This window comes from Maridesulfovibrio bastinii DSM 16055, from assembly GCF_000429985.1.
GTDB classification, from domain to species: Bacteria; Desulfobacterota; Desulfovibrionia; order Desulfovibrionales; family Desulfovibrionaceae; genus Maridesulfovibrio; species Maridesulfovibrio bastinii.
On the sequence record NZ_AUCX01000010.1, the window covers coordinates 58,635 to 84,397 of the forward strand.

Annotated in this window: 24 protein-coding genes and 1 pseudogene; 14 read left to right on the top strand and 11 right to left on the bottom strand. The window is 42.8% G+C overall.

Annotated elements, in window-relative coordinates:
• The first annotated feature begins 72 nt into the window (after positions 1 to 72).
• The 3 genes from G496_RS0105820 (at position 73) to ilvD (ending at position 4,250) form a co-directional block, all read left to right on the top strand.
• On the top strand, positions 73 to 1,488 hold the full coding sequence (locus tag G496_RS0105820; RefSeq protein WP_027178453.1) for a GntP family permease: 1,416 nt from the start codon (positions 73 to 75) through the stop codon (positions 1,486 to 1,488).
• A gap of 81 nt (positions 1,489 to 1,569) precedes the next feature.
• On the top strand, positions 1,570 to 2,472 hold the full coding sequence (locus tag G496_RS0105825) for a dihydrodipicolinate synthase family protein (protein WP_027178454.1): 903 nt from the start codon (positions 1,570 to 1,572) through the stop codon (positions 2,470 to 2,472).
• A 56-nt stretch (positions 2,473 to 2,528) separates the two neighbouring features.
• On the top strand, positions 2,529 to 4,250 hold the full coding sequence (ilvD, locus tag G496_RS0105830) for a dihydroxy-acid dehydratase (protein WP_034632534.1): 1,722 nt from the start codon (positions 2,529 to 2,531) through the stop codon (positions 4,248 to 4,250).
• 252 nt (positions 4,251 to 4,502) lie between these two features.
• Here the strand turns inward: ilvD and G496_RS0105840 are convergent, their stop codons facing one another.
• The 7 genes from G496_RS0105840 to G496_RS0105870 all read right to left on the bottom strand — a co-directional run bounded on the left by G496_RS0105840 (position 4,503) and on the right by G496_RS0105870 (position 13,089).
• Positions 4,503 to 5,996: a tetratricopeptide repeat protein gene (locus tag G496_RS0105840; protein WP_027178456.1), complete on the bottom strand. Its 1,494-nt coding sequence runs from the start codon at positions 5,994 to 5,996 to the stop codon at positions 4,503 to 4,505.
• A gap of 20 nt (positions 5,997 to 6,016) precedes the next feature.
• Entirely contained in the window at positions 6,017 to 7,249 is a 1,233-nt protein-coding gene (locus G496_RS0105845) for a hypothetical protein (protein WP_027178457.1), read from the bottom strand.
• A 45-nt stretch (positions 7,250 to 7,294) separates the two neighbouring features.
• The gene (locus tag G496_RS0105850) at positions 7,295 to 8,398 is read right to left on the bottom strand and encodes an LURP-one-related family protein (protein ID WP_027178458.1); all 1,104 of its coding nucleotides are present in this window, start codon (positions 8,396 to 8,398) and stop codon (positions 7,295 to 7,297) included.
• A gap of 254 nt (positions 8,399 to 8,652) precedes the next feature.
• Entirely contained in the window at positions 8,653 to 10,929 is a 2,277-nt protein-coding gene (locus tag G496_RS0105855) for an AsmA family protein (RefSeq protein ID WP_027178459.1), read from the bottom strand.
• A gap of 155 nt (positions 10,930 to 11,084) precedes the next feature.
• Positions 11,085 to 11,429 carry a hypothetical protein gene (locus tag G496_RS0105860; protein WP_027178460.1) on the bottom strand — a complete coding sequence of 115 codons (345 nt, stop codon included), beginning with the start codon at positions 11,427 to 11,429 and terminating at the stop codon, positions 11,085 to 11,087.
• A 55-nt stretch (positions 11,430 to 11,484) separates the two neighbouring features.
• Positions 11,485 to 11,850 (bottom strand): DUF805 domain-containing protein, encoded by a 366-nt coding sequence (locus G496_RS18970; RefSeq protein WP_034632536.1) that lies wholly within the window; start codon positions 11,848 to 11,850, stop codon positions 11,485 to 11,487.
• A 360-nt stretch (positions 11,851 to 12,210) separates the two neighbouring features.
• Positions 12,211 to 13,089 carry an AraC family transcriptional regulator gene (locus tag G496_RS0105870; RefSeq protein WP_027178461.1) on the bottom strand — a complete coding sequence of 293 codons (879 nt, stop codon included), beginning with the start codon at positions 13,087 to 13,089 and terminating at the stop codon, positions 12,211 to 12,213.
• Positions 13,090 to 13,428: 339 nt separating this feature from the next.
• Here G496_RS0105870 and G496_RS18975 point away from each other — a divergent pair, with 339 nt between their 5' ends.
• From G496_RS18975 to G496_RS0105920, 10 genes are all read left to right on the top strand, one after another.
• Entirely contained in the window at positions 13,429 to 14,589 is a 1,161-nt protein-coding gene (locus G496_RS18975; protein WP_034632538.1) for an aldo/keto reductase, read from the top strand.
• Positions 14,590 to 14,704: 115 nt separating this feature from the next.
• Positions 14,705 to 15,646: an alpha/beta hydrolase gene (locus tag G496_RS0105880; RefSeq protein WP_027178462.1), complete on the top strand. Its 942-nt coding sequence runs from the start codon at positions 14,705 to 14,707 to the stop codon at positions 15,644 to 15,646.
• A 90-nt stretch (positions 15,647 to 15,736) separates the two neighbouring features.
• Entirely contained in the window at positions 15,737 to 16,186 is a 450-nt protein-coding gene (locus G496_RS0105885) for a cyclophilin-like fold protein (RefSeq protein WP_027178463.1), read from the top strand.
• Positions 16,187 to 16,246: 60 nt separating this feature from the next.
• Positions 16,247 to 16,654 carry a cupin domain-containing protein gene (locus G496_RS0105890; RefSeq protein ID WP_027178464.1) on the top strand — a complete coding sequence of 136 codons (408 nt, stop codon included), beginning with the start codon at positions 16,247 to 16,249 and terminating at the stop codon, positions 16,652 to 16,654.
• Between the two features lie 118 nt (positions 16,655 to 16,772).
• The gene (locus tag G496_RS0105895; RefSeq protein WP_027178465.1) at positions 16,773 to 17,264 is read left to right on the top strand and encodes a (R)-mandelonitrile lyase; all 492 of its coding nucleotides are present in this window, start codon (positions 16,773 to 16,775) and stop codon (positions 17,262 to 17,264) included.
• 90 nt (positions 17,265 to 17,354) lie between these two features.
• Positions 17,355 to 18,008 carry a carboxymuconolactone decarboxylase family protein gene (locus tag G496_RS0105900; RefSeq protein WP_245577872.1) on the top strand — a complete coding sequence of 218 codons (654 nt, stop codon included), beginning with the start codon at positions 17,355 to 17,357 and terminating at the stop codon, positions 18,006 to 18,008.
• Between the two features lie 109 nt (positions 18,009 to 18,117).
• Positions 18,118 to 18,654, top strand: coding sequence for a flavodoxin family protein (locus G496_RS0105905; protein WP_027178467.1), 537 nt, complete (start codon positions 18,118 to 18,120; stop codon positions 18,652 to 18,654).
• 88 nt (positions 18,655 to 18,742) lie between these two features.
• Positions 18,743 to 19,120 carry a tautomerase family protein gene (locus G496_RS21325; RefSeq protein ID WP_211233831.1) on the top strand — a complete coding sequence of 126 codons (378 nt, stop codon included), beginning with the start codon at positions 18,743 to 18,745 and terminating at the stop codon, positions 19,118 to 19,120.
• 9 nt (positions 19,121 to 19,129) lie between these two features.
• Positions 19,130 to 19,981, top strand: coding sequence for a cyclophilin-like fold protein (locus tag G496_RS18980; protein WP_034632542.1), 852 nt, complete (start codon positions 19,130 to 19,132; stop codon positions 19,979 to 19,981).
• Between the two features lie 32 nt (positions 19,982 to 20,013).
• Positions 20,014 to 20,724, top strand: coding sequence for a flavodoxin family protein (locus tag G496_RS0105920; protein ID WP_084407499.1), 711 nt, complete (start codon positions 20,014 to 20,016; stop codon positions 20,722 to 20,724).
• A 40-nt stretch (positions 20,725 to 20,764) separates the two neighbouring features.
• On the opposite strand, the pseudogene G496_RS0105925 reads toward G496_RS0105920, so the two are convergent.
• The 3 genes and pseudogenes from G496_RS0105925 to G496_RS0105935 all read right to left on the bottom strand — a co-directional run.
• A pseudogene (locus G496_RS0105925) lies at positions 20,765 to 21,532 on the bottom strand (asparagine synthase-related protein); the annotation flags it as partial.
• A 33-nt stretch (positions 21,533 to 21,565) separates the two neighbouring features.
• Complete coding sequence (locus G496_RS0105930; RefSeq protein ID WP_027178472.1) at positions 21,566 to 22,723, bottom strand: glycosyltransferase; 1,158 nt, start codon at positions 22,721 to 22,723, stop codon at positions 21,566 to 21,568.
• Positions 22,724 to 23,034: 311 nt separating this feature from the next.
• The gene (locus G496_RS0105935; RefSeq protein WP_027178473.1) at positions 23,035 to 23,880 is read right to left on the bottom strand and encodes a DUF169 domain-containing protein; all 846 of its coding nucleotides are present in this window, start codon (positions 23,878 to 23,880) and stop codon (positions 23,035 to 23,037) included.
• A gap of 133 nt (positions 23,881 to 24,013) precedes the next feature.
• Here G496_RS0105935 and G496_RS0105940 point away from each other — a divergent pair, with 133 nt between their 5' ends.
• Positions 24,014 to 24,904, top strand: a complete 891-nt coding sequence (locus tag G496_RS0105940; protein ID WP_034632546.1) for a LysR family transcriptional regulator — start codon at positions 24,014 to 24,016, stop codon at positions 24,902 to 24,904.
• A 154-nt stretch (positions 24,905 to 25,058) separates the two neighbouring features.
• Here the strand turns inward: G496_RS0105940 and G496_RS20470 are convergent, their stop codons facing one another.
• Entirely contained in the window at positions 25,059 to 25,541 is a 483-nt protein-coding gene (locus tag G496_RS20470) for an Lrp/AsnC family transcriptional regulator (protein ID WP_051294861.1), read from the bottom strand.
• Positions 25,542 to 25,763: the final 222 nt, after the last annotated feature.

Consider the following 25,763-nt stretch of genomic DNA (forward strand, 5'->3'; position numbering starts at 1 on the left):
GCTGAACTTTACGGTTATGGATGGCTTTAAAACCAATTAACAGCTGCCTTCGGTATAAAAAAAGAGAATACAATGACTCCATTAAGTTTTTTAATAATCCTTGCTATCGCTATCGCATTTCTGATGCTTATGATCATGAAGGTCAAAATGCATCCTGTCCTTGCTCTTTTCCTGACAAGCATCGGTCTCGGACTGGCTCTTGGAAATAATATCATCGGAACAGTCAACCTTATCAACTCCGGCTTCGGTGGAACACTGAAAGGTATCGGCGTAACAATCATCCTCGGTTCCATACTTGCCATGGGTATTCAGGATACCGGTGCTGCTACTTCTATTTCGAACTTCTTCACTCGTCTGTTCCGCGGTAAAGTTCTTGAACTTGCTCCGGCTTTAACCGCATTCATTGTATCCATCCCGGTTTTCGGTGATATTACAATGGTTCTGACAGCTCCAATCGCATCCATTCTGTCAAAACGTAAAAAAATATCCATGTCTTCCATGTCATCCTTCATCGGCATGGGACTTGGACTCACTCACGGTCTTGTTCCCCCTACTCCCGGTATTCTTGCAATTGCGCTCATGTATGGAGCTGACCTCGGACTCACTATTTTCTGGGGAACAGTCATAGCTTTCATCGCATTCTTCGGAACCTGGCTCCTTCTCCGCGGCTGGGCTGCTAAAGAATGGATTGAACCCCGTGAGGACTTTGTTGAAGGTTTTGAAGCTGCCAAATCCGATAGCGTTGAAGATGTTATCATTCACGAACCAGGTCTTCCCAATGCTTTCATGGCCATGCTTCCTGTTCTTATTCCTGTTGTTCTCATCACCTTCGCATCTTTCGCCAAAGTTTACATGGATGAAGGCGGCAGCTCACTGACATTCTTCACCTCAATCGGTGACAGAGTTATTGCCCTTTCAATCGGTGTAGTATTCACCGTTCTTCTCGGATTCTACAAAGCAGAAAAAGTTAAACAGTTCCATACCCGTACTACCGGTGAAAAGGACTGCAAAGTCAGACAGATCATTTTTGGCAACTGGGTCAGCCGCGGTCTTACCGTAGCTCTGCTGCCCCTGCTCATCACTGCAATGGGTGGAGCAATGGGCGGTATGCTCAAGCACGCTCCGGTTATTAAAGAACTCGGTGCAATCGTAGCAGGAACCAGCCTTCTTCCTATTCTCGTTCCTTTCTTTACTGCATCAATCATCATGATTGCCGTGGGCTCCATGACAACTGCAGGTCTTACCGCAGCAGCTATCATTCTCCCCATGCTTGATTCACTCGGTCTTTCCCCTGTCGCAGCAACTCTTTCAATCGGTTGCGGAACAATGGTTCTCAGCCACCTGAATGACAGCGGCTTCTGGATTATGACCCAGTTCTTCAACCTTAATACCAAGCAGGGACTCAAGTATCTGACAATTCCGCGCGCTGTTGCCGGCATAATCGGAATAATCGCCCTGTCAATTTTTGTGTCCATGGGTCTTATATAAACACGGATCACTTACTTTAATAAGAAAACAATCCTAAAACCCCGGAAAATATCTTTCCGGGGTAACTTAAAGGAGTAATTAATGTCTTTAGACTCTTTAAAGGGTATCATCCCACCGGTTTCCACAATCCTCAAAGAAAATGGAGAATTTGATAAAACCGGAATGGGAGTTTTCATCGAAAGACTCGTAGCCAGCGATGTCAACGGTCTGCTCTTCCTCGGAAGCGCAGGAGAATTCTCTCAGCTTTCAAATCCTGTGAGAAAAGAAATCGCAGAATTCTGCGTTAAAAGTGTTGCAGGACGTAAACCGGTAATCATCGGAACCGGAGCATGCGGAACTGCTGAAGTTATAGACCTCAGCCTGCATGCCGCTTCAATCGGAGCTGATGCTGTTATCGTTGTTAATCCTTATTATCAGCCTATGGATGATGAGAGACTTTACAACCATTACCGCACCATAGCTGAAGCCAGCACCCTGCCTGTTATTATCTATAACTTCCCGGCACTTACCGGTCAGGACCTGTCTCCTCAGCTGATCAAGCGTCTGGCTCTGGACTGCCCCAACATCGTAGGTATCAAGGATACTGTTGACTGCATTAGCCACATTCGTGATCTTATTATCCACGTAAAAGGCGCACGCCCCGACTTCAAAGTCATCTGCGGTTACGATGAGTACCTGTTCATGACTCTCGCAATGGGTGGCGACGGTGCAATCCCCGGAACATCCAACTTTGCCCCTGAAATCACCTGCGGAATATACAAAGCTTTCCAGGAAAATGATCTCGAGACCATTAAGGAGCTTGCTCCCCGTCTTGCTACTCTGGCTCAGCTGTATTCACTTGATGTACCTTTCTCATGGTTGCTCAAGGAAGCTATCCGCTCAACAGGTTCCGATATTCCGACCGGCGTTGCAGCTCCTGCAACTGCTCCCAGTGAAGATGTAAAAAAACGTTTTCATGAGATTCTTAAACAGGCCGGTTTCTAAAATAATTTTGAATCAGGTAAGTAAAATCACAAAAAAGCCTTAAGGAGACCGCAATTATGATTAAACAGAGATGTGAAAGAGTTCGAGACCTATGGTCCCAGGTCGATGCCCTCATGATGGGTATGAACTGGACTCGTGATGATGTTGAAAAGCCGCAGATTCTCGTGGACGATGTCCATGGAGACAGCCATCCCGGCAGCTACCACCTTGATGTTTTAAGTAACGAAGCATCAACAGGTATATATGAAGCAGGCGGACGTCCCGCACAGTTCCATGTAACAGATATCTGCGACGGCTGGGCACAGGGGCATGAAGGAATGAACTTCATTCTTTGTTCACGCGGAATTATTGCAGACATGGTTGAAATCCATGCTTCCGTTATTCCGTGGGACGGCATGATCCTTCTTTCCGGCTGCGATAAATCCACACCGGCTCACCTCATGGCTGCCGCACGTATGGATATACCGACCATCCACATCCCCGGCGGAGCAATGCGTTCAGGTCCGGGCAACTCAACTTCCGGTCTGGCCGGCCCGCTCTCAGCCCGTAAGAAAAAGGGTCTGGTTGAGCCTGCTGAAATGCGTGATTACAAACTCACCGGATGTCCCTCCTGCGGAGCATGCCAGTTCATGGGAACAGCAAGCACCATGCAGTGCATGTCAGAAGCTCTCGGAATGGCTCTGCCCGGAACAGCTTTGATGCCGGCAACAATGAACGACATCAAACGTATGGCCCGTGCAGCCGGTAAGCAGATCATGTACCTTGCAGAAAAAGGCATTACCGCCCGCAAGATACTGACCAAAGCCAACTTCATGAACGCAATGAAAGTTCATGCGGCTATCGGCGGCAGCACCAACGCATACATCCACATGCCTGCTATCGCACACGAACTTGGAATCAAAATTGATCCTAAAGAATTCGATGCTATAGGACAGGAAATTAAATACCTCACCAATGTTCAGCCCAGTGGTAAATATACCGCAGAGCTTTTCTGGTTTGCTGGTGGTATTCCGATGGTTCAGCACATGCTGCGCGATCAGCTCGACCTTGATGTAATGACAGTTACCGGACGTACTCTTGGAGATTCTCTCGAAATCCTTGAACAGGACGGTTTCTTCAATCGCTGTCACGGTCATCTCAAAAGCTACAACATTCCCAGAAATGAAATCATCCGCACAACTGAAGAATCCACCAAGAGTGGTTCCATAGCAGTTCTGGACGGAAATATTGCACCCAAGGGTTCTGTTGTTAAATATGCAGCAGTAAAACCGGATATGCATAAACACGTTGGACCTGCCGCTGTTTTCAACAGTGAAGACGACGCACAGGCAGCCATCATTGCCGGACAGATAAACCCCGGTTCTGTAGTTGTCATCCGCTATGAAGGCCCTAAAGGAAGCGGAATGCCTGAAATGTTCATGACTACTGACGCTATCGTTTACGACGAAAAGCTCAACGGAACAGTAGCTCTTGTAACTGACGGACGCTTCTCCGGAGCAACAAGCGGACCATGCATCGGCCATGTTTCTCCGGAAGCAGTCGATGGCGGCCCCATAGCTCTGCTGGAAGATGATGACATCATCTCCATTGATATCCCCAGCAGATCACTTCAGGTTATAGGTGTTAAAGGCGAGGAAAAAACTCCCAAAGAAATGGAAGCAATCCTTGCAGAACGCCGTAAAAACTGGACTCTCCCGGAACGCCCCCAGAAGAAGGGAGTTCTTAAGAGATACTCCGACAGTGCAGTATCAGCTATGGAAGGCGCATACATGGCTTAAGCCGTTCTTAAGCGAAGCTTATACAGGTTTGATGTAGAAAACTATTACACCGATATACACCTTCCCTTCCCAAAGAGCCCGGAGAGGGTCAGATGATGACACTCTCAACTCGATGATGAAGCCCCCGCTGTTTCAGCGGGGGCTTTTCATTTGGTACAAAAAAGTTCCCCTTTACTTAATGCAAAAGGGAACTTTTATTTTGCCGATAATTTTAAGAGAGTCTCTTAAAACAGGTAGTCTTATTTTATGGAATTAAAAACCATTCAGCTGTTTTTTAATCTGAGCCAGATCGACTCTTGCCGAACCGTCCAGAGGATTATTTTTAACCCTCATTTCTGCAATATTCAGGGCTTTTTTATAATTAGTCATAGCTTTCGAAATTTCTCCACCAACCTTTAAGACATCGCCCATTTTGCTGTAAGTTACCATTACATCCCGCTGAGCTTTGACTGATGTATTTCCGTTAAGTAATGGTCTCAGCACATCAAGGACTTTACGGTATGTTTCCAAAGCCTTGGAGCTTTTTCCTGTCTGTGCATACAATGCACCCAAAGCCTCTAAGCAATCTGAAACACCCCAGATCAATTTTTCATTATTTTTATCAGCATCCAGCAGTTTACTTCTGATTTCCAATGAATTTTCATAGGCAGCCAGACTGTCATCATTTTTTTTCAAGACGCTGTATATTGACCCCAACCGATAATAACTTACGGAAATATTCAAAAGATCATTTTTATCACTGCCGTTAAGTTCAGCAAGTTTCTTATAATTTTTTAATTCATAAGTGCATACTGCAAGAGCTTTATCCGGTTCATGCACCTGATAAAACAGATCGCCCAGAGCAGTATTAATGGCAGCAAGTTTTCGCAGGTAATCATCATTATCAGGATATTTATCAACCAGCCTCTGCCCGATATCCAAGGCCTGTATATAAGTTGCAACAGCTTCAGCAACCAGTCCTACATGGCTGTATTGCTCTGCAAGATTACAATATGTTCCGACCAGACTATAAAGATAAAAGCCTTTATCGGAAAATCTTTTGGCGTAGCTTTTTCTTTCAGCTGAGCCTTTCTTTTCCGCCTCTTCTGCTTTTACTCTGTTGCCCATGAGAGCATACATACGAGACATTCTGAAATTTATTACCGGTGTATAAATATTTTTTAAGGCAGGCTGGTCAGTTTCCGGCTGGTCCCGCAGAAAAGCCAGTAACTGTCTGTAAGAAGAAGCAGCATCGTCAAACATACCCATAATGGTATATGTATCGCCAAGCTTAAGGTAGCTGATAGCCAGATTGGCTGCCTTATCAACAGCTTTGTTGGTGTCGGAGACACTCTCGACAACCTTCAGGCTTTTCAGATAACAGCCAAGAGCTTTATCCTTACGCCCCATACGGATAAAAAGATCACCAAAACGATCATTTATAGCAGAAATATCGTTTTTAGATTTAGGTTTATCAGGATAGTCTGTCGCAATATTTTCAAACAATCCGTATGCTTTTTTATAATCGCAGTAAGCCTCGTAAAGATTACCGGAAATCATATTTTTTTCACCCTGACCAGCAAGACTGACAGCCTGACTCCTCATCTGCTGCCAGCGGCTGTCATCTGTCTGCTGTCCGGCCTTGGCCACTCCGCTTCCCATAAAAAGCAAGGCCGCAGTAAATGCCAAAATAAATATTCCGGTACAGCAGAAAGCTGAACATCTGTATACTTCATGCTGATTATTGATATTTTTTGAGACAGACAAAAAAATTCTCCTTTTACTAATCAATTGTATATTTCCCGCAACGGAAGGATACCCGCGCTCCTACAGTTATTGATATCAACGATATGGACATCATCGCTTTCAAAACCGTATTTCTTTATTTCCTGCTCTGCCGAGGCCATAGCCTCATTAATTGTAGAGTCTGAAATCATAGTTGTTTCAATATATACCGCACTGGAATTCTCATTATCAATTCCTACCCCGACCATCATGTGCCCCGGAAGAATGACAAGATAAGCATTCAACCCCAGTTTACGGAAAACCGAAGCCAGCAGAACAGAACCGTCAGCACAGTTTGCCTGCCCACCTCTGGTGGATTCTCCGACAAGCCTTACATGCTGGGACATTATAGTATCCGATTCAACAGAAGTTGTGGTTATACTGCTATATTTTATTCCTCTATCCTGAAGAACCCGCCATACAGCCGCAATCTGTCTGAGGACATCCTGCTTTGAACCCTGATAGCCGAAAAAAGCATCAATATAGCCCTTTTTCAAAGCTTCACCCAGAATTCCATCAACAAGAGGATCGCCCTCATTAACGTAGGCTGCAAACATCTCGCTCCAGTCACTGAATGAATTATCAATATACATTCCAAAGAAACAATCATTTATGGAGCGGACAATAACGGTTCTGGTTTTCTCACCGATAAGTTCTCCGTTAAGGTAAACTCTGGCTGTGACGTCCTCAGGATAAGGCTGCCTGATTGAGAGCAGTTTCTCATACTCATATTTCAGCTGAGGATTGATATCATAAACTTTGTCAGGATCAGCTAAAACCACAGTCATTTTGGAAGGACGAATCAAACCGGTACTTGAAATCTCAACAGTCACCCGATCCCCGGCGGATTTTCCCCGAATATAAACCGTAGCCATCGCCAGCGGTGATCCAAAAGATTCCGAAGAATCATGATCGTCCGCACTTTTGGCCCTCATCATGGAAAGAGCTATTATTGCTGAGGGAAAGAGCTGATCATCAAGTCCGAACACAAGATCCCACTCACCGGGATCCATAGAATCATCCAGATTTGTATCATCATGATCTTCTTCAGCTTTCTGATCGCTGGTGTTTTGCGCCCAGAAACTCTTTCCCCCGTTTTTAAGAGCCTCAGCCGGCCATCCGGCATAGGAATTATGTGCAAAAAACAATATAAACGCGGCCATACCAAATAAAAATGCAGGTAGAATGAATAAAACCATCAGCCTGTCACGATATCTCAAATTAATCAGCCGCATTTACCCCACCTTTATAAAGAGCTTAGACCGTAAAAATTTAATATTTTAATCATCAACATCAATGTATGTTTCCGTGGTAGACATGAGATCGCGCTTGGCTTCACGGGCAGCCATGACGCCGAGAGCTGCCATAAGAGGCAATTGATCATTGTTGTTGACCGAAAGGACATAGTTATCAAAAACTATATTTTCCAGATCAGCGTTCAACTTTCTGGAGATAGTACCGAGCTGTTCGCCATCCAAGAGCACTTTGTAGTTTGCCCCGATAGTGGCATTGATACTTTTAAGCTCCAGTAGACCGTAAGGAGTCTTACCGATAAAATTATCATGGTGCAGAACCAGTCTTTTTTTAAGGCGGCACAATTTTTTCCCACCCTCATAAAAATCATAGGTGGGAAGAAAGTGGAATATCCTTTTGGTCAATTTAAATATTTCGTTTTCAGAGCCGTCATATATGCGAAATGTTTTACAGGGAATTTTAGATATTATTTTTAAACAGGGATCACCATTGGAATCCAATAAATGAAAATCCTGTCCGTTCAACTTGAACTCTTCATTAAAATAATAAACTCCGCCTTCAGCCGGAGCTGAGGCTATAACACTTGTATCAGCGGCATCACCATCCAGAAAAGCTTGAAATCTGGTGGTAAGTTGCTCCAGCAGGGTGATAGAATCAAAACTGTATTTTAATATTTCACCATCATTGTTTTCGACGCTTTCTTCATCAAAATCTTCTATCATCTCAGGGCTGTCACCTAAAGCAAGAGCAAAATAATCATCAAAGCTGCCGATATAAATAAACTCACCATTGGCATCCGGGCCAAAAATGATGAACTCGTCATCCAATGATTTGATTTGCCCCATCCACGGTGCTCCCAAAGGAGTTTCCAACCCCTCGAAAGCGGCGAAAAGATCCCTGACCGTGGCCTCGCGGGAATTTGAGACCATTTGAATGAGATCATTCATCTCATTGTACAGGTCCAGATTTGCAAATTGCAGAAAAACAAATGCAGCAATAACCAGCAGGGTACCGCCTATAATTTTGGAGTCCATTTGAACATCACCTTCGGTGATAAAATTCAGATACAACAGATATATTCCCAGTACGAGACAGACGATAAAAGCCAGATATAATAATATTTTTTTCATCAGGGACAATTCTTTTTTGACGTGTTGTGATCAATTACTAAAAACTAAAACTTACAGATTTATTCAGTTTCCATTGACAATATTATTTTTCTTAATGATGAGATGTCTTTTCAATTTATATTTTTTAGTTTTTCTTGTCTGTCATCCAAAAAAACTACAAACGCTCTCCACTCATCTGTCCTTTAACGCAGAAAAGCCTGACACCTTACGAATAAGGCATCAGGCTTTAAAACAGCTGACAATCATCTTAATGGCTAAAAGAGTCCGTCCAAGAGATTCTCCAGACCTTTTTCAGAGTTGCCATCATCATCTTCATCGGCATTATCATCACTGCCACCAAGACTTTTTTCTATTTCTTTTCCAAGAATATTGAGGCCCTGTTGAGCAGCTCCTGCCAAAAGAGCCTTGCCAAGAGTTCTGGTATCAAGCCCTACTTCAGGAGCAGACAGACTTCCTTTCACATTTATTGGAAGTGGAATACCGTTCAGAGCTTCAAAGATATCTTTCACATCTCCATCAGGAATGCCTGTGACATAAGCAGTCGCGGTATAATCCATATTATTCTGAGCTAAATCGGCCCAACCTTCGCCCTCAACCTCCAGAATAGGAGATTTTACATAAAGGTCTTTGTTAACAGCATGACCATTTAAAATTTTCGCGGAACCTTCAATTTCAGTGAATTCAAAATTACCGTCACTATCCTCATCAACTGAAGTCCCTTGAATCTCATTCCAGCCATCCTGAATCATTTTTACAACATCAAAACCGTAAACCACACCTTTTGAAAGTTTAAATGAGGCTGTACCACTGACAGATTTTTTTATAGATTCTGTTGAAAGCCCTGCTCCGGACAAATCATATTCAGCCGAAAACAGGCCGGAAAGTAGATCAGAACCTGCCAGAGTAAGCAGAAGCGGCCGGATGTTGACAGAATCAACATTTCCTTCAGCATTCCACACAGGCCGTTCTCCTGTGGCATCAAGTACGGCCTTTCCGCTATATTTACCCTCACAGGTTTTCAGTGAAAATGGAGTAACCGTAACCAGACCGTCTTTATTTGAAACTCCGAGTTTAACAGCAGTTACCGGAAGCTTCATAACCTCCAGTTTTCCCAGATTTAAATGTCCATCCAGATCAAATGACTTCAAAAAAGACAAATCCGCTTCACTTGCAACCGAATCCTTTTCACTTTTTTGCGAACTCTGCTTTTCCTGAGTATCAGCAGAAGAATTGCGGGCTGGGAGATAACGGTCAAGATTTATTGAATCGACGTCGGCATTTACTCTGATCGCAGGATGTTTGAAGTCGGTTACGGAACCGATCATCTTCAAGGTAGTATCATCGATTTTTATGATGGCATTGTTAATTCTGGCTGAGTTTTCATCCCCTGCGAAAGAGAAACTCATGCCAAAGGACTGCAAAGTTTTACTGTCAGAAGATTTGGGGAGTTCAATTCCGATCTCCTGAAGAATGTTACGCAGGGAAATATCACTAAGATTCAACTCCCCTTTAAACATCTTTGTCCCATTGCCGTTATCAAAAAGGGCTTTTGAAGTTAGAGTTGAATTTCCTAGACGAACCTTTGCGGTGCGCAGCGTAACCATGTTCTCCGAGCCTGAAAATGTGATGTCTGTAGAAAATGAATCCAGAATATGTGAACTGGAGCCGTCAGGTAACTCAAAGCCGACATTTTTCATAAGCTTGCGCAGAGACATCTCAGCCAGATGTATGTCCCCACCAAATGATTTCTCATTTTTAAAAGCCGCAGAAAGACTGCCGGTTCCGTTTATATTTAAAACTGAAAACTTAAGGTCCTCAACATCAACTTTTCCCTCGGAACGGTTGAAATCAACAACTCCACTGACATAAGGATGAATCTCTTTCGGAAGCTGTTTCAAAGAAAGTTTCAAATCAATCTGAAAGGGAAATCTGCTGGCTAAACCATTTATCCGGCCTAAAGTTATGTTGACATTTTCAAGTGCTAATTTTTGACCGGACTGGGCATCGTCATACAGGATGTCTGCATTGGTTATCTTAACCCCCTCTAGGGAAAAAGATTTCAGATCAAAACTTTTTCCGCTTTTTCCTTTTGTGTCAGCAACTTCTTCAGAGGTGCTGCTTTCTTTTTCACCGGCAAGATCATCCCAGTTGGCTGTTCCTGCGGAATTTTTTTCAAGATTCAAAGTCAGCCCGTCCAGCAGCACCATTCCTATTTCAATTTTACCTGAAAAAAGAGGGATAAGCTTTACGGAAACTTCAGCTTTATTTACAGCCAGCATTGCATCAGGTTCAAAATTATCTGCGTTTCCCAGACTTATTGAACCGATCTTAAATCCCAGCATCGGGTATATGCTGAAACTGATGTCACCTTTAAAAACAAGTTCACGCCCTAAATTGTCTTTAACTATCTCAGCTATTTCAGGCTTGTAGTCGTTAGGGTCGACAGTGGCAAAAAGAACAGTAATTCCAGCAAGCAGCAGGACTAAAACTGCGCAAACTCCAAGAAGCACAACTTTAACTGGTTTAATCATAATTTTTTTCTTCCGGATTTTAAAACTTATCAGCCAGATAAAAGACCGCAGGTAATCCCTGCCCCTCTAAGGCAGTACGAGATCCTGCATAGTCATTGTCAGTTAACACTGATTTTTTAGCAAAACATCTAACGATATCAGCGGGAAATATTCACCTACTCAAATCGGGCGGTTCCGTCAGAAAGCAGGGTGATGCTGCTTACTCCGGTCAAATCAAGATCAATAAAATTCAACTGCTGACCTTCATCATCTATCACGGCCATATCCCAGCCCTTGGAGCCACCTGAAAGAGTGATAGCAATATATTCCCCCGGACTAAGCACATCGTCTCCAAGGAGATCTTCACCCCATTTTTTTGAATTACTATCTGAAACAGCCAGACCGTGAAGAGCAAAAGAAGTTCCATTGATCACTTTTACTTCCTGAGCATAGGCAGCTGTGCACATAAACCCCAACAGCAAAGTAACCACAACGAAGACATTAACCGCCCTAACTGACATTTTGACCTCCACGGCAACTTGTTACAAAATTATCACGCTAAAATAATTACAGATTTTAAGATAATCTCTCAATAGTATTAAATTTACCGGGACGGATATACCAGTATAGGAGCAATATCCAGCCGATAACAGTGAACGTAAGCAGAAACCACCAGCCTGAGCGGTTTACGTCATGGAGTCTCCTGATACAGACAGCTATTGTAGGAACTACAAATATTAAATTTACAATATTACTTACCAGAAGACCTCCTGAGAACATTGCTGTTTCCATATCACCATATATGGCTATATCAATCTGAAAAGATATAACGCTCGCAAGCCATATAAACAGCATCCAGTACCAGAACTCGGAACGGCTTGCCCGGCCTCTGAACGTTGCATAATTTTTAAGGCAGCTTTTTACAGAATCTATAAAGTTCATTTTATCTGTCCTCTAAATATTAAAAATAAAAACAACAAATTAATATGAAGTTTACATAAGTATTAAATAATAATATTTAAACAGTTTATACTCCACAACTAATTAAAGAAGATTAAAAAATCTTATTTAATTACCGAGTATAAAGATAAGTTATGACAGATATTGTATCTACAACATGGAAGGACACAATCATCTATCAAATCGTTATAGATTCAATAGATGATATGAATGTATATGTCTGTCCTTCAAATCGACTACATATCTAAAGAAGCACTATGGATGGCAGTATGGAAGATAAAATGACAAGAATATGTGACCGGTTACTCGGCCGAAAATATAAAATAATTTCAGAATAAATAATCAGTCTACAGTACGTATTACCTCGGCAGGACTCTGCCCGAAATATCTCTTAAACTCTCTGCTGAACTGCGAGGCACTTTCATAGCCGACTTCGTCGGCAACAAGATAAACTTTCATCCTTCGCTGCTGTAGCAGATTTTTTGCTTTTGAAAGTCTTATTTTCTTTAAATACTGCAAAGGAGAATCAGCAGTAACTTCTTTAAATGCTTTATGAAAAGCTGAGATACTCATATTAGCTGAATCGGCAAGTTCCTGAATATCCAGTTTATCTGAATAATGACCTTCCATCATGCTGATTACCCGTGAGACCTGCGAAAAAGAGCTGCTCCCTCTGGAAAGTGAATAAAGAACCTGAGACTGTTTTCCACACAGAACCCGGTAATATATTTCCCGGATCAGCGAAGGAGCGAGAATCTTTGATTCCGTTTTTGACTTCAATGATTTTAAAAGCTTAACAGCAGCATTGATCATCTCTGCGCTCATTACAGATGGTCCCATGGCAAGGCGGCATTCGATATCTGTGCCATCAGCACTTTTGCTGGCAAAATTCATCTGGCTTATTAATTCATTCAGCTCAGGCATATCAATATCAATGAACATTCCGAGCAAAGGTCCGTCGTTTCCCGGAAAGGATTCACATTCAAAGGGCATTGAAACGGATGTGACCAGATAATTGTTGGCATCATATCGAAACGATCGCCCACCCAGATGGGCTATTTTATGACCTGAGGCGACAATGCAGATTCCAGGATTGTACACTAATGGTCTACGCCGGACATGCTTTGTACCTTTAAAAAGGCGGACTCCGGGAACCGCAGATTTTACTGATCCGCCTTCGGCAGGGGTCATATCATTCAATAATTCTGATAAGTTGGACATATATTAAGTCTCCACATTTTTAACTGATATGTTGAACAACATTTCTATGTTTTATTCAACTCAAAAATGACCTCAATAGAGAAACAGGCATGATTTAAATAGGAATGTATGTTCAAGAGTATGGTGGAAACCCTTAAATAATTCTGAAGGGTGAGGAAAATTTATCCCTGAGCCTCAAAGAAGAGGCCGAAATTACAGACTCAAAAGAATAAACACTGTTATGGAAGACAACACCTTTCATCTGATATCAATGGTTAGCGGGTCAGTCAGACTTTCATGATACAATCAAATTAATCACCCGATTAACCATACCAACTTAACTAAACATGAGGATTTTTAATGCAGTACAGAACCTTCGGCAAAACAGGTGAGAAAGTTTCAGCTCTGGGATTCGGCGCAATGCGCCTGCCTATCATAGATGGTGATTACAGCAAAGTTGATGAAGATGCAGCTTATAAACTTTTCAAACATGCTGTGGACAACGGCCTTAATTATATCGATACAAGCTGGCCTTACCACAGCAACAGCCTGACTGAAGGCGGCTCAAGTGAACCATTTGTAGGGCGGACACTAAAAAAAATAGGCCGCGAAAAAGTACTTCTAGCCACCAAACTTCCTATCTGGGCCGTAAAATCACGTGAAGATATGGATGCTTTTCTGGATAAGCAGCTCGAACGCCTGCAAACAGACCATGTGGATTTCTATCTGGTACACAACATCATGGAAACCACATGGAGAAGTGTAACTTCTCTCGGGCTTTCAGATTTTCTTGATAAAGCTCTTAAAAGTGGGAAAGTCCGCCACGTAGGTTTTTCATTCCACGACACTCCTGCCCTTTTTGATGAAGTTCTCAATTATTACGACTGGTCCTTCTGTCAGCATGCCTGCAATTATTTTGATACAAAATTTCAGGCCGGACTCGAAGGTATCGACAAAGCTTCCGAGCGCGGCCTCGGCTTTGTCTCCATGGAGACTGTTCTTGGCGGAATGCTGGCTGACCAGATCCCCGAGGAAGCTGTCGAGATCTTCAATGCTACCGGAATAAAACGTTCACCAGCCGGATGGGCCTTACGCTGGGCCTGGAACAGACCACAGACCAGTGTCTTGTTAAGCGGTATGAATACCATGGAACAGCTTGAAGAAAATTTGAGTCTGGCTGACATAGCCCTGCCGAATTCTTTATCTGAGGTGGAGATGGAAGCTTATGCCAAAGTCAGAACCTTCCTTAAATCACGTGGAACAATTCCATGTATTGAATGCGGTAAATGTTCATGTCCGAATGGCGTGGATATTCAGCAGATTTTCACCATCCACAATTCAAATACAATCTTCAAGGATGTTCCTTTCGGCTGCCATCAGTACGACCTTATGATTGCTCCTTCAGGGCATGGAGCCGAGAACTGTAACGGTTGTGGAGAGTGTGAATCCATGTGTCCGCAGGACATTAATATTGCTGAAGAAATACAGAAGATAGCTGTAGAGTTTAATGCCGGAGCATAATTTTTAAATTTATGCCTTACAGCTTTCTTTTTTAAATGGTAATTTCTGATCGCTTACGGATTCAGGTTTCTTGCAACGGATAAAAAGCGATCAATTAAATACTATGGAGGTAAAAATGGATTGGGATAAAACATTCGCTAAAAGTGACAAAGTTCTTCACGAAAAGATAAACTTCCACAACAGATTCGGCATATATATCAGTGCCGACATGTACAAACCCAAAGATTTTGACACCACCGCAAAATACAGAGGCCTTATTGTAGGCACTCCCTATGGTGGAGTAAAAGAACAGGGTGCCGGAATTTACGCTCAGGAGATGGCCGAAAGAGGATATGTAGCCATTGCATTTGATGAGTCCTACAACGGTGAAAGCGGAGGAATGCCTCGCCAGACTTCATCTGTAGAAGGTTTTGTTGAAGACTTTCACGCTGCTGTGGACTTCATGGGAACACGTCCCTACATCGACCGCGATAAAATAGGTGTAATAGGCATCTGCGGAAGTGGAGGATTTTCACTTTCAGCAGCTCAGGTGGACAGGCGTATTAAAGCCGTAGCCACTGTCAGCATGTATGACATGAGCCGGGTAAAAGCCAATGGCTGGATGGATTCATGGAGTGTGGAAGACAGAAATGCCTACCTTGACCAGCTTGGCGAAGAACGCTGGAAGGAATTTGCAGGCGGTGAAGTAAAAACTCTGGGACTGCCACCGACTATTGATGAGAATACCGATCCCATCACCACAGAGTTCTATGAATATTATAAGATGCCCCGCGGCGAGCATCCCCGCGCCACATCACACTTCACCATGACCAGTGATATGGGTTTCATGAACTACAAACTGCTTGACCGTATCGATTCCATCTCTCCGAGACCGATTTTATTCGTCATCGGTGAAAATGCCCACTCAAGATACTTCAGCGAAGATGCCTATAAAGCTGCTGCTGAACCGAAAGAACTGGTTGTGATTCCCGGAGCTACCCATGTTGACCTCTATGACAGAGTTGACCTGATTCCTTTTGACAAGCTCGATGAATTCTTCACCAGCAATCTTAAATAATATAAAAATTCAGACATACATGTCTGTTGAAATCCACAGGCTGTCCCCGAAATATCCGGGGACGCCTGTTTCATAAATAAAGGAGTTTTTATGCTGAAACTGGCAATACTCTGCCTAGTTGCCTTCGGCACACTTAATTTTGCCTCACCCTGCCGTGCTGAAGAAAAAAGCACCAAAACAGGTACAAAAGTAAAACTTATTGTTGGCGATACGGTTATCCCGGCTTTTCTAAATGACAGCAAACCGGCCAAAGCCCTGCTTGCGAAGCTTCCCTACACCGTAAATCTTCAAAACTATTCACATGATTACTGCGGAGTAATGAAAGATGCTCTGCCATACGAAAAAGCCGAACTTCACAGCGGCTGGAAAAATGGCGATATCGCCTTTGCTGTTGATGGCAACTATTTTGCTATTCTCTACAAAGATGAAGAAATTTCAGAACAGTATGACGGTATGGTAACCATGGGAGCATTATCCTGTGATCCATCTGTAATGGAAACACTGGCTGGAAGCATTTCCGTAAAAATTGAGCTTGACTAAAAATTTGAGTTACCAATATTTTTTTTAACAACTTATTAAAATTGCAAGGAGAATTTGACAATGAGTGATACTTTCACAGGAGAAGGAGTCTTCCCTAAAGGCCCTACCAACGACGCTTACGCCGCATACTTTACCGGAACAAGTTACCTGAACATGCTCTCAACCGAAGGTGTTTACATCGGCAACGTAACCTTTGAGCCCGGATGCCGTAATTTCTGGCATATTCATCATAAAGGCGGACAGATTCTTTTGGTTACCGACGGTCGCGGCTGGTATCAGGAAGAAGGCAAACCGGCTCAGGAACTGCATCCCGGTGATGTTGTAAACATTCCGCCCGAGACAAAACACTGGCACGGCGCAGCTAAAGATTCATGGTTTGTTCACGTTGCCGTAGAAGTTCCTGCCGAAGGAAAATCAAACGAATGGCTCGAACCTGTTTCTGACGAAGAATACAACGCGCTGGGATAATTATTCAGCACTGAATAAGCAGACCGGAAAAACCTGTATGCCTGTTCCCGGTCAGCGGCTTATAAATTGAGCCAGACTACTTAGCCGGGTAAACCGACCAACTATTCAAGGATACGCTATGAAAAAAACAGCTATTATCATGACTCTTTTGATCTTTGCCGCGACTGCAGCCTTTGCCGGGCAGAATCAGGAAACCAAATCTCAGGTTTTATATGCAAAGGGAACCCAGAAATCTTTCAAGGGCCCTGAAAAGTATTTCACCGGAGATGTTCAGGTTGATATGCTTTTTCCGGCTAATTCCGAAACAAGCTTCAGCGGGGCGTATGTAACTTTTCAGCCCGGAGCAAGAACCGCATGGCACTGGCATCCTGCCGGACAGCACATGATTGTTACCAAAGGCGTAGCCCTGACCGGGACACGCGATGGTAAAATCTATAAATTCACTGAAGGGGAAACCGTATGGTGCCCTTCGAATGTTGACCACTGGCACGGAGCTACTCTTGACGGTCCGATGACCCATCTTGTCATAAGCGGGGTAAAAGACGGAAAAGCCGTCTTCTGGAAAGAAAAAGTTACCGACGCTCAGTATCTGGAATATAAAAAACAATAGGAGGCCGAAATGCCTTTTCAGAGATTAATCACGATTTTTTTCGCGTTTGCTCTCTTATTCGGCCTCGCTACGATAACGGAGGCAAAAACAATGGACAGCGAAACACAACTTGATGCGAAGCAACAAGCCATCATAACTATTGCTGCCTTCACTGCCAGCGGAGATATTGAAAGACTTAAACCGGCCCTAAATGAAGGACTGGACGCAGGTCTGACCATAAACGAGATTAAAGAAGAGCTGGCTCAGCTTTATGCCTATACAGGATTCCCGCGCAGCCTTAACGGCATGGGAGCTTTTATGGGTGTGGTTAAAGAAAGGCAGGCAAAAGGAATCAAGGATGTTGAAGGTCCTGAAGCATCCCCCATTCCGGCTGATCTCGACCGTGATGCATACGGAGCTAAAGTCAGGGCACATCTTTCAGGACTCGACGAAGTTCCACCGCCGGCCGAATGGCAGAAATTCTGTCCCGTAATTGATGATTTCCTCAAACAGCATCTTTTTGCCGATATATTCGCACGGGACGTTCTCACCCACGAACAGCGCGAACTGGCAACAATAGCTGCTCTGGCAAACATGAGCGGAACCGAGGCTCAGCTTTTCTATCACCTCGGCGCAGCCATGAACACCGGATTTACTGAAAATCAGATGCATGCTTTTGTCGAAGTTATGAACGCTAAAGTTGATGCAAAACAGGCCGCTATTGCAAAAAAAGTTCTCGCCGATGTTCTGGCGAAACGCAACTAGCTGTTAATATGATATTTATCCGGTCTGCCTATGCTGCACTTCCAGCTCAGGCAGACCGGATTTAACTTTTAATGGCAGACTTTAGCTTCTGCCCTGAAAAGATACAGATATGAGTAAAAAAATAATCATTATATCATCAAGCCCGAGAAAAAACGGAAATTCAGACATTCTCTGCGATGAGTTCATGCGCGGGGCAGAAGCTGCCGGACATGCAGTGGAAAAGATACGCCTTGCCGACAGTGATATACGTTATTGCACCGGTTGCTGCTCATGCGTGGGCAATCCCGGTTCCTGTGTTCAGGATGACGACATGAACGAAATTTATCCTAAAATACTGGACGCTGATGTGATGGTGCTGGCCAGTCCCATATACTTCCGCTCCTTCAATGCTCACATGAAGACATTTATGGACAGAGTTTGCCCGATTTATCCGATGATAAACGGTAAAGACGTCTATTACATTGTCGCCGCGGGCGGCGGTCAGTTCCCGGTCGACTGCACCATAAAATCTTTTCGCGTCTTCACCGACTGTTTCAGCAATATTACCGAAAAAGCTACCATTGCAGCCACAGGAGTATGGAATGAGAACGGAGTGAAGGGAAAAGCTGTTCTTAAAGAAGCATTTGAAGCAGGAAAAAGCTGCTGATTACCCAGGCCGGAGAGTACGGCCATGACGGATGCAGATTCCGGCAACGGAAAACAGGCTAACGCACTTCACTGTTACGGAGTAAAGCATGGAGAACAAATTTTCCCGCCGTGATTTTGTGACCAAAACAACACTGGCTGCCGGAATTTTAATCACAGGCGGGTTCAGTGGGGTTACAAATATTTCAGGCATTAAAAAAGCCTTTGCAGCTCCACACGAAAAAATCGGAGACGAAATTATGCCTCATGTAAACATTAAATTGTGGCCCGGCAGATCTGAAGACGAAAAAAAACGCCTTGCCGCAGCTGTTGTAAGAGATGTTGTGGAAATTACCGGATGCTCCGAGCGTTCTGTTTCCGTTGCGATAGAAGATATTCCGTCTGACCAGTGGAAAGAGAAAGTGTACGACCCTGAAATTAAAGCCAACGAGGATATTCTGTATAAAAAACCAAGATACTCCATGTAAGGAGGAAAAATGGAACTTCTATTCAGCCGTATTTTAGCTGCTCTCTTTTTAGGACTCATTGTTATGGTCTCAGCCGTATGTTTTGGCAGTATCACCACTGCGGAAGCTTCTGAAAAGGAATACGCCAACGGACTGCCACTTTCTGATATGGAAGTTAAAATCACCTCCTGCGGCAAAACTGCGGTCTTCAGACTTTACGATACAGATGCCGCAAAGAAATTTTACTCACAGCTTCCATTTGAAAAAAAACTGGAAAATTTTCGGGATGCCCAGTGGATGTTCTACCCTCCTGAAAAACTGCCGGTAAAAAAACATGAAGCATACCATGACGGCAAAAAGGGAGAACTTAGCTACTATGAACCGTGGGGTGATGCTTTTATGCTCTACGAGGATTTTTATGCCGGAGACGAAATGCACCGGCTGGGAATCGGAATCAAAGGCATTCAAAATATAGTTATGATGAGTGATAATGCCAGAATTGAAAAATATGATGAAAACATGCAGGAGGAAAAATCCGCAATGACGATAACTATCAAATCAAATGGGAACGAAATCAAATTTGAACTGAATGACAGTCAGGCTGCAAAAGACCTCTATAAACAACTTCCACTGAGCATAAAAGTTGAAAACTACAGCAGCAATGAAAAAATATTTTACCCCCCTGAAAAACTAAATACTTCAAATACGCCGCTGGCTAAAAATGTTAAACCCGGAACACTGGCATACTATGCTCCGTGGGCTGATGTTGTAATGTTCTATGGCAGCTTTGGTTCAGCTTCTGGGCTTTATGAGCTGGGACATGCTGTAAGCGGCGCAGATCAGATAAAAAAACTGTCAGGCTCAATGACAATTGAGAAATAAAGCCCTACGCTTAGTAGAACCGTGAGGTCGTCATGAAGGATAAAAAGAAAAAGGCTGCCAAAGATAAAGCCTCATGCCTCAATAACCGCAGAGATTTTTTAAAAGCCGGGGCAGCAATAGCAGCTGCCCCTATACTCTCCGGTCTCGCGGCTTCAGTTATTCCGAGTGAGGCTGAAGCTGCTGCTTCTGCTCCTGCTCCTTCCGGAAAATCTAAAAAGATTCTGATAATTTCAGCAAGTCCCCGGATTGACAGCAATTCCGATGCCCTGAGTACAGAGTTCATGCGCGGAGCAGTTAAATCCGGGCACTTCGTTGAAAAAATAAGGCTTGCCGAAAAGGATATCCATGACTGCCTTGGCTGCTGCTCCTGTATATGGAAACCCGGAGCATGCGTGCAGCAGGATGATATGACAGATATCATGCAAAAAATGATTGCTGCCGATGTGCTTGTTCTTGCCAGCCCGGTTTATTTTTTGTCGTTCAACGGAAAAATGAAAACATTCATTGACCGGGTGTGTCCTGTCTATACTCAGCTTAATGGTAAAGAAGTTTACTACATAGCTTCGGCTGCCGGGGGCAGACATTCAATCAACATGATTGAGCAGAGTTTCAAAGTTTTCACCGGATGCCTGAGCGGTACCATTGAAAAAGGAACCGTAGCCATCACAGGAGTATGGGAAGGCGGAGAAGCAGAAGGAACAGAAGCTTTCAAAAAAGCTTACTGGATGGGACTTGAGGCCTGAGCAGACAAGACCCGATAAAGAGACAAATCTAAATTATCTGCTACCGGTAAGAATTTCTTAAACGTGGATCTTTTGAAAACTCGGATACTATGACTTCCTGAAAACTAATATCCCTTCTAGCAAAGTTATTTTTCCACTTTCCAAGTGGTAACCCGAATCCCTGCTTAGTTCTGTCAATAACAGAATCAGGTATAAGACCTCTGGAAACATTGCCAAGCAGACCTTTCAATTTTCCGTTACAGTATATTATATTTTCAGGTAATGAGAACACATATTCACAAAGCTCACGATCTAAAAAAGGAACTCTTGTTTCTAAAGATTGAGCCATTGCCACCCTGTCTACCTTGGTCAATAAAAACTCAGGAAGATAAGTTTTAAAATCCAGATATTGTAATTGCTTTGCAGGCGAGAGATCATTTTTCCAGTATTTTCTGAAAAACCAATAGTCATCGTAGTCATCAGAAATATCAAAACGTTTTTTGTAAACAGATTTATCTTCGGCAGTAAGTCCTGAAAGAATTCTGGTATAAAGCGGCAACCCCTCTAAAAACCAACGTTCATCAAATTTGCGGCGAATCTTACGCACCTTGCGTAGAGACGGGAGTAAAGAAAGTAAAGCCCTCTTACAATGCGCACTTGCTGCTCCATGAAGTCTCTGTTCTTGTGTAGACGGGAATTTAAATTATCTAGGATAACCTCCAAAAAGTTCATCTCCACCGTCACCACTTAAAACTACACTCACATGCTCTTTGGCTAATTTAGATACTATATATGTCGGTATAATAGAGTCATCTGCAAATGGTTCATCACACCAATTTCTGCAATTCCAAAAAGACCCATATTATTCCTCTCCTCTTTTTGAAGAATAAACAGATTCCATAAATTCAATTATCCTTGAAGCTCTCTGCTTCCAAGTGAAGCCAGAGGAAAGGTTACGATTGGCCTCCTGAATCTTATGCGCAAGATTAGGTGTATAGACACATTTTTTTATGGCTGCAGCCAGATCTTCAGGGGACGAGGATTCTGCAAAAACAGCATTTTCACAATCTTTTAAACAATTTTTGAAAATAGGCAGTGGAGTTACCACCAAAGGCAAAGCCATCCCAATGGTTTCATAAAGCTTTATTGGTGAGAAAAATTCTAATGTTGATTTCTGAGGTATAACAACTAGCTGAGACTGTTCAAGGAATTCAGGTAGTTGTTTTTGCGGGAGCTGACCAAGAAAACTGATTCTACCATCGTTAGAAATAATTGCTGCCCTTCTTTTGAGTTCTTCTAATTCTTTAGCAGGAGTACCACCGATTATCAGCAGACGAAACTCCGGCCCTAAAAATCTGAAAGCCTCAACAAGATTATGGACACCCTTTCCCTCATACAAACTGCCAACATAGCTAATAGTTACAGGACCATCCAAATCAACATCCGGTCTGGGATAAAAAATATCAGGATTATAACCCATTGGTTCACAAAGGATTGGCCCAGCATAACCATATTCACTGCGCACCTGCTCTTCAAGGCTCTGATTTATTACAATCAGGCCATCTATTGCTTCAAGCACCTGCTTTTCAAGCTCCCTGAACTTTTTTTCACGCCCAGTTTTCATTCCTCTATTTTGAATTGAAAGAACTTCGTGCATTTCATAAAAGAAAGGGTGATTGACCAACCCTAATCTTTTAAGCTTGGCAATCATAAATGCCTCTTTTATATCGCGGGCATAAAAAAATGAATTCCTTGTAAAAAACCATTTTGAAAGTATTCCCAGACGAAATCCGAGTCCGTAAAGCCCCTTATGGAATCCTGTTATACTAACGGGATTCATCCCATCTATCTTTGTGAGCCCATATGAATTGAGTCCTTCCTCAATGGTAATACCTTTAAGACCTGGAAAAAAAACAATTTCTGCACCTGCCTGAGCAAAAGCTGAACACATAGAAATTGATTGAAGGACATTTGCAGCACTGGATGGTAGCAAGTATTTTTTGGCGTAAACTACTTTCATAAAAGGGAATTTATTTGCAGGTTAAAGGTCGGACAGATGCCCTTATATAGATTAATTTTAAAATTAGCTTTCACAACATATATTAGTCAAGTTTCACATAGGATGCATATTCTTCTTAGTTTATTACTATTAATAAAATCAAAAAGCTAAAACCTTTTGCAAAGCTTTTAAGTTGTCGAATCCTAATTTGTTGAATTACGGAATAATTGGAGCCGCAGCAAAATGCAATTGAAATAAAAAACGGTCCCTTGATTCCCAAGAGACCGTTTTTTATTTTAAATTATATTTATAAATTTCAAAGAATTTCCAATTTATTCAACTTCACCCCAGGCCTTTGCACTGCGCTCAACTTTTTTGCGCACACTCTGCCAGTCGGTTTCGTAGTTGAACATTGATTCCGGCAGGGCTGCCAGCATTTTTTCATAAAGACTTAAGGGAACTGTAAAAGTCATTTCATCAGTCTTCATAAATTTTCTGGCGGAGGGGTCCAGACCGCCCATGACGGCCTTTTCCTGTCCTTTTTCTTTATAGTAAAGAGGCCATCCAAGAATATTCGTGCATCCTGCTCCAAAAGGAGTTGCCACACAGTCAATGTCTCCGGTAGTGAAAACGGTCTGAATAAACAATCCGCACAGACTTTCCGGCCTTGCAAAGAAAATTACAAATTCAGGTTCTTCGCCATTTTCAAACTGGGAAAGCGGCTTGAAGATACAATACTTTCCGGGAGCTTTACGCGGGTTAACCTTGAGCATAAATTTATTCATTGCCTCAGGACTGGGCATATATCTTTCACCATGCAGGGGCGTTCCCTCAAAGCCGGTGGAAACATAATGCTCTACAAATCTGAGATGAGGCTTCATCATGGAACAGTAATAGACACCGCCTATACAACCGTATTCTTCTGCCGAAACAAAAGCAGCTCTATGCTTTTTTCTGGCCAGCCAGATATTGCCCATAATACATGAAAAAGTCTTCATGACCTCATGCATGTCTATTTCGCCCTTGTCTTCCAGTTCACGTGAAATTGGAACACCTTTTTTAGGGCCGAAAGCATTGTCAGGCTTGGTGTCACTGTAATAAGCTCCAAATGGCTCTTCTTTTAAGCCGAGCATATCCAGAAACTTTTGTGTATCATCAAGTATGGATTGCATTGTCATGTCTTCCTCCTTTGGCAGATGAATGAATGCTGATTCAAATCTTCCTTATTGATTTAACCTATACCTTCTCTTATCATGCCCACAGCTAAAATAAACATATTAAATAAAAAACTCTTTTCCATATATGAGCATAATGATCCAAGAATTTTTAAATGACATACCATTACTTGTGGAAGTAGCCAGACAAAAAAGTTTTAGTAAGGCTGCTGAAACACTAGGAATAGGGGCCTCTACGCTCTCAAGACGTATAAAACAGCTTGAGAAAAAAATGGGCGCCCTTCTCTTTTATCGGGACACACGAAATGTTGAACTGACAGACAATGGCACCTTTCTGCTTGAGCACTGTGAATTCATTCTCGGTGAAGCTCAAAAAACATACGACTCGGTGGTTGCCAATATGCGTGATCATTCAGGATTAATCAGAGTCTGCATGTTTCGGGACTTATACGACCGTAATATGAAAAATGCCTTGATTGAATTTGCTTCCAAATGGCCGGAGATAAGGATTGATATGACTTCTGTTGAGCAGCCAGTTGATCTGCGTACTGATCCCTATGATGTGGCTTTCCTGATTGGTCCGTCTATTGCTCCGCCCCTCATTGCCCGGAAACTTATGACCATAAAACCATTTCTTTATGCGGCTCCGCAGCTTTTTGAGCGTTACCCGGTCCCGGAAAAACCCGAAGATCTCCACAATCTGCCCTGTATCGTGCTCGAACGCTTCGGTAAAAGATGGTTCATGCATAATGATGAACGCCAGATAACAATCGATATCCAGCCTAGTTATACTTTCAGCTCTGTTCCGATGTGCCGTGATTTTGCTCTCGCCGGTCATGGGATGACGCTTATCCGTGGAGAAGAAGCCAGACCGTACGAAGAGGCGGGCAAGCTGGTAAAAGTTCTTCCTGAATGGAGTGGAGGATTCGAACACGATGTTCACATTGTCACGGGTTCCAGCCAGCTCCCGCAAAGAATAAGAATTTTTCTGGACCACATCCAAAACTTCTATGCTTCTATGGAATAACAGCTTCAAGGGAATAGAAGTTTCAGGAGAATAAAAATTTAACAATTGAACTGAAACTTAAAAAGCCTGCACAAAATTTTGTACAGGCTCTTTAACAAACATTCAGCATATCCACAGCAGCGCTAAAAATTCCGCCTGCTTAAAAAATTTTGGATCAATCTTTAAAATCACTTTCCACAGGCAGCCACTCATCAATGTTATAAATTATTTTGGGAATGATAAAAAAGTTTACCACCTCTACCCCTTCAATCTGGGGAAGTGTTTTCTGTATAAAATCATACATTTCTTCATTGCTCAAAAATCTGGTTTCAATCGCAAGGTTTGATTTTCCCCAGCCTGAAGCAATATAACAGACATTGGGGTTCTTTTTACAGTCTTCAACAAAACTGTCGTAGACCTCCGGATCAACTTTAAGATTTATATCCGCAATGGAAAGGTATCCGAACATATCCGGCGAAACAATCGTGGTTATCCGAATGGCCCCGGAATCGACAAGATTATTTATCCGCCTGCGAACGGTCCTCTCATTGACGCCTGTATTTGCAGCAATTTTTGCTGCCGGCATTCTGGCATCCTTGGCAAGCTCATTAATGATTTTATAATCTATCTTGTCATAAGATCTTATTTTTTCAGCCAATTTATTCTCCTCACCTTTAAATTAGGCGACAATCTTGTCTAAAATATATGTAAGAGGCATAATAGCAGCAAACATATATGTCAAGATTTGACACTATAGATACATTATTGGCAGAAGTTATGACCGATTCGGACACAAGCTATACATAATCGGTAAACATATTATTGACATACTGACATATGGATAGTAATTACTGGTCATAAAGATGTGACAAAAAGGAAA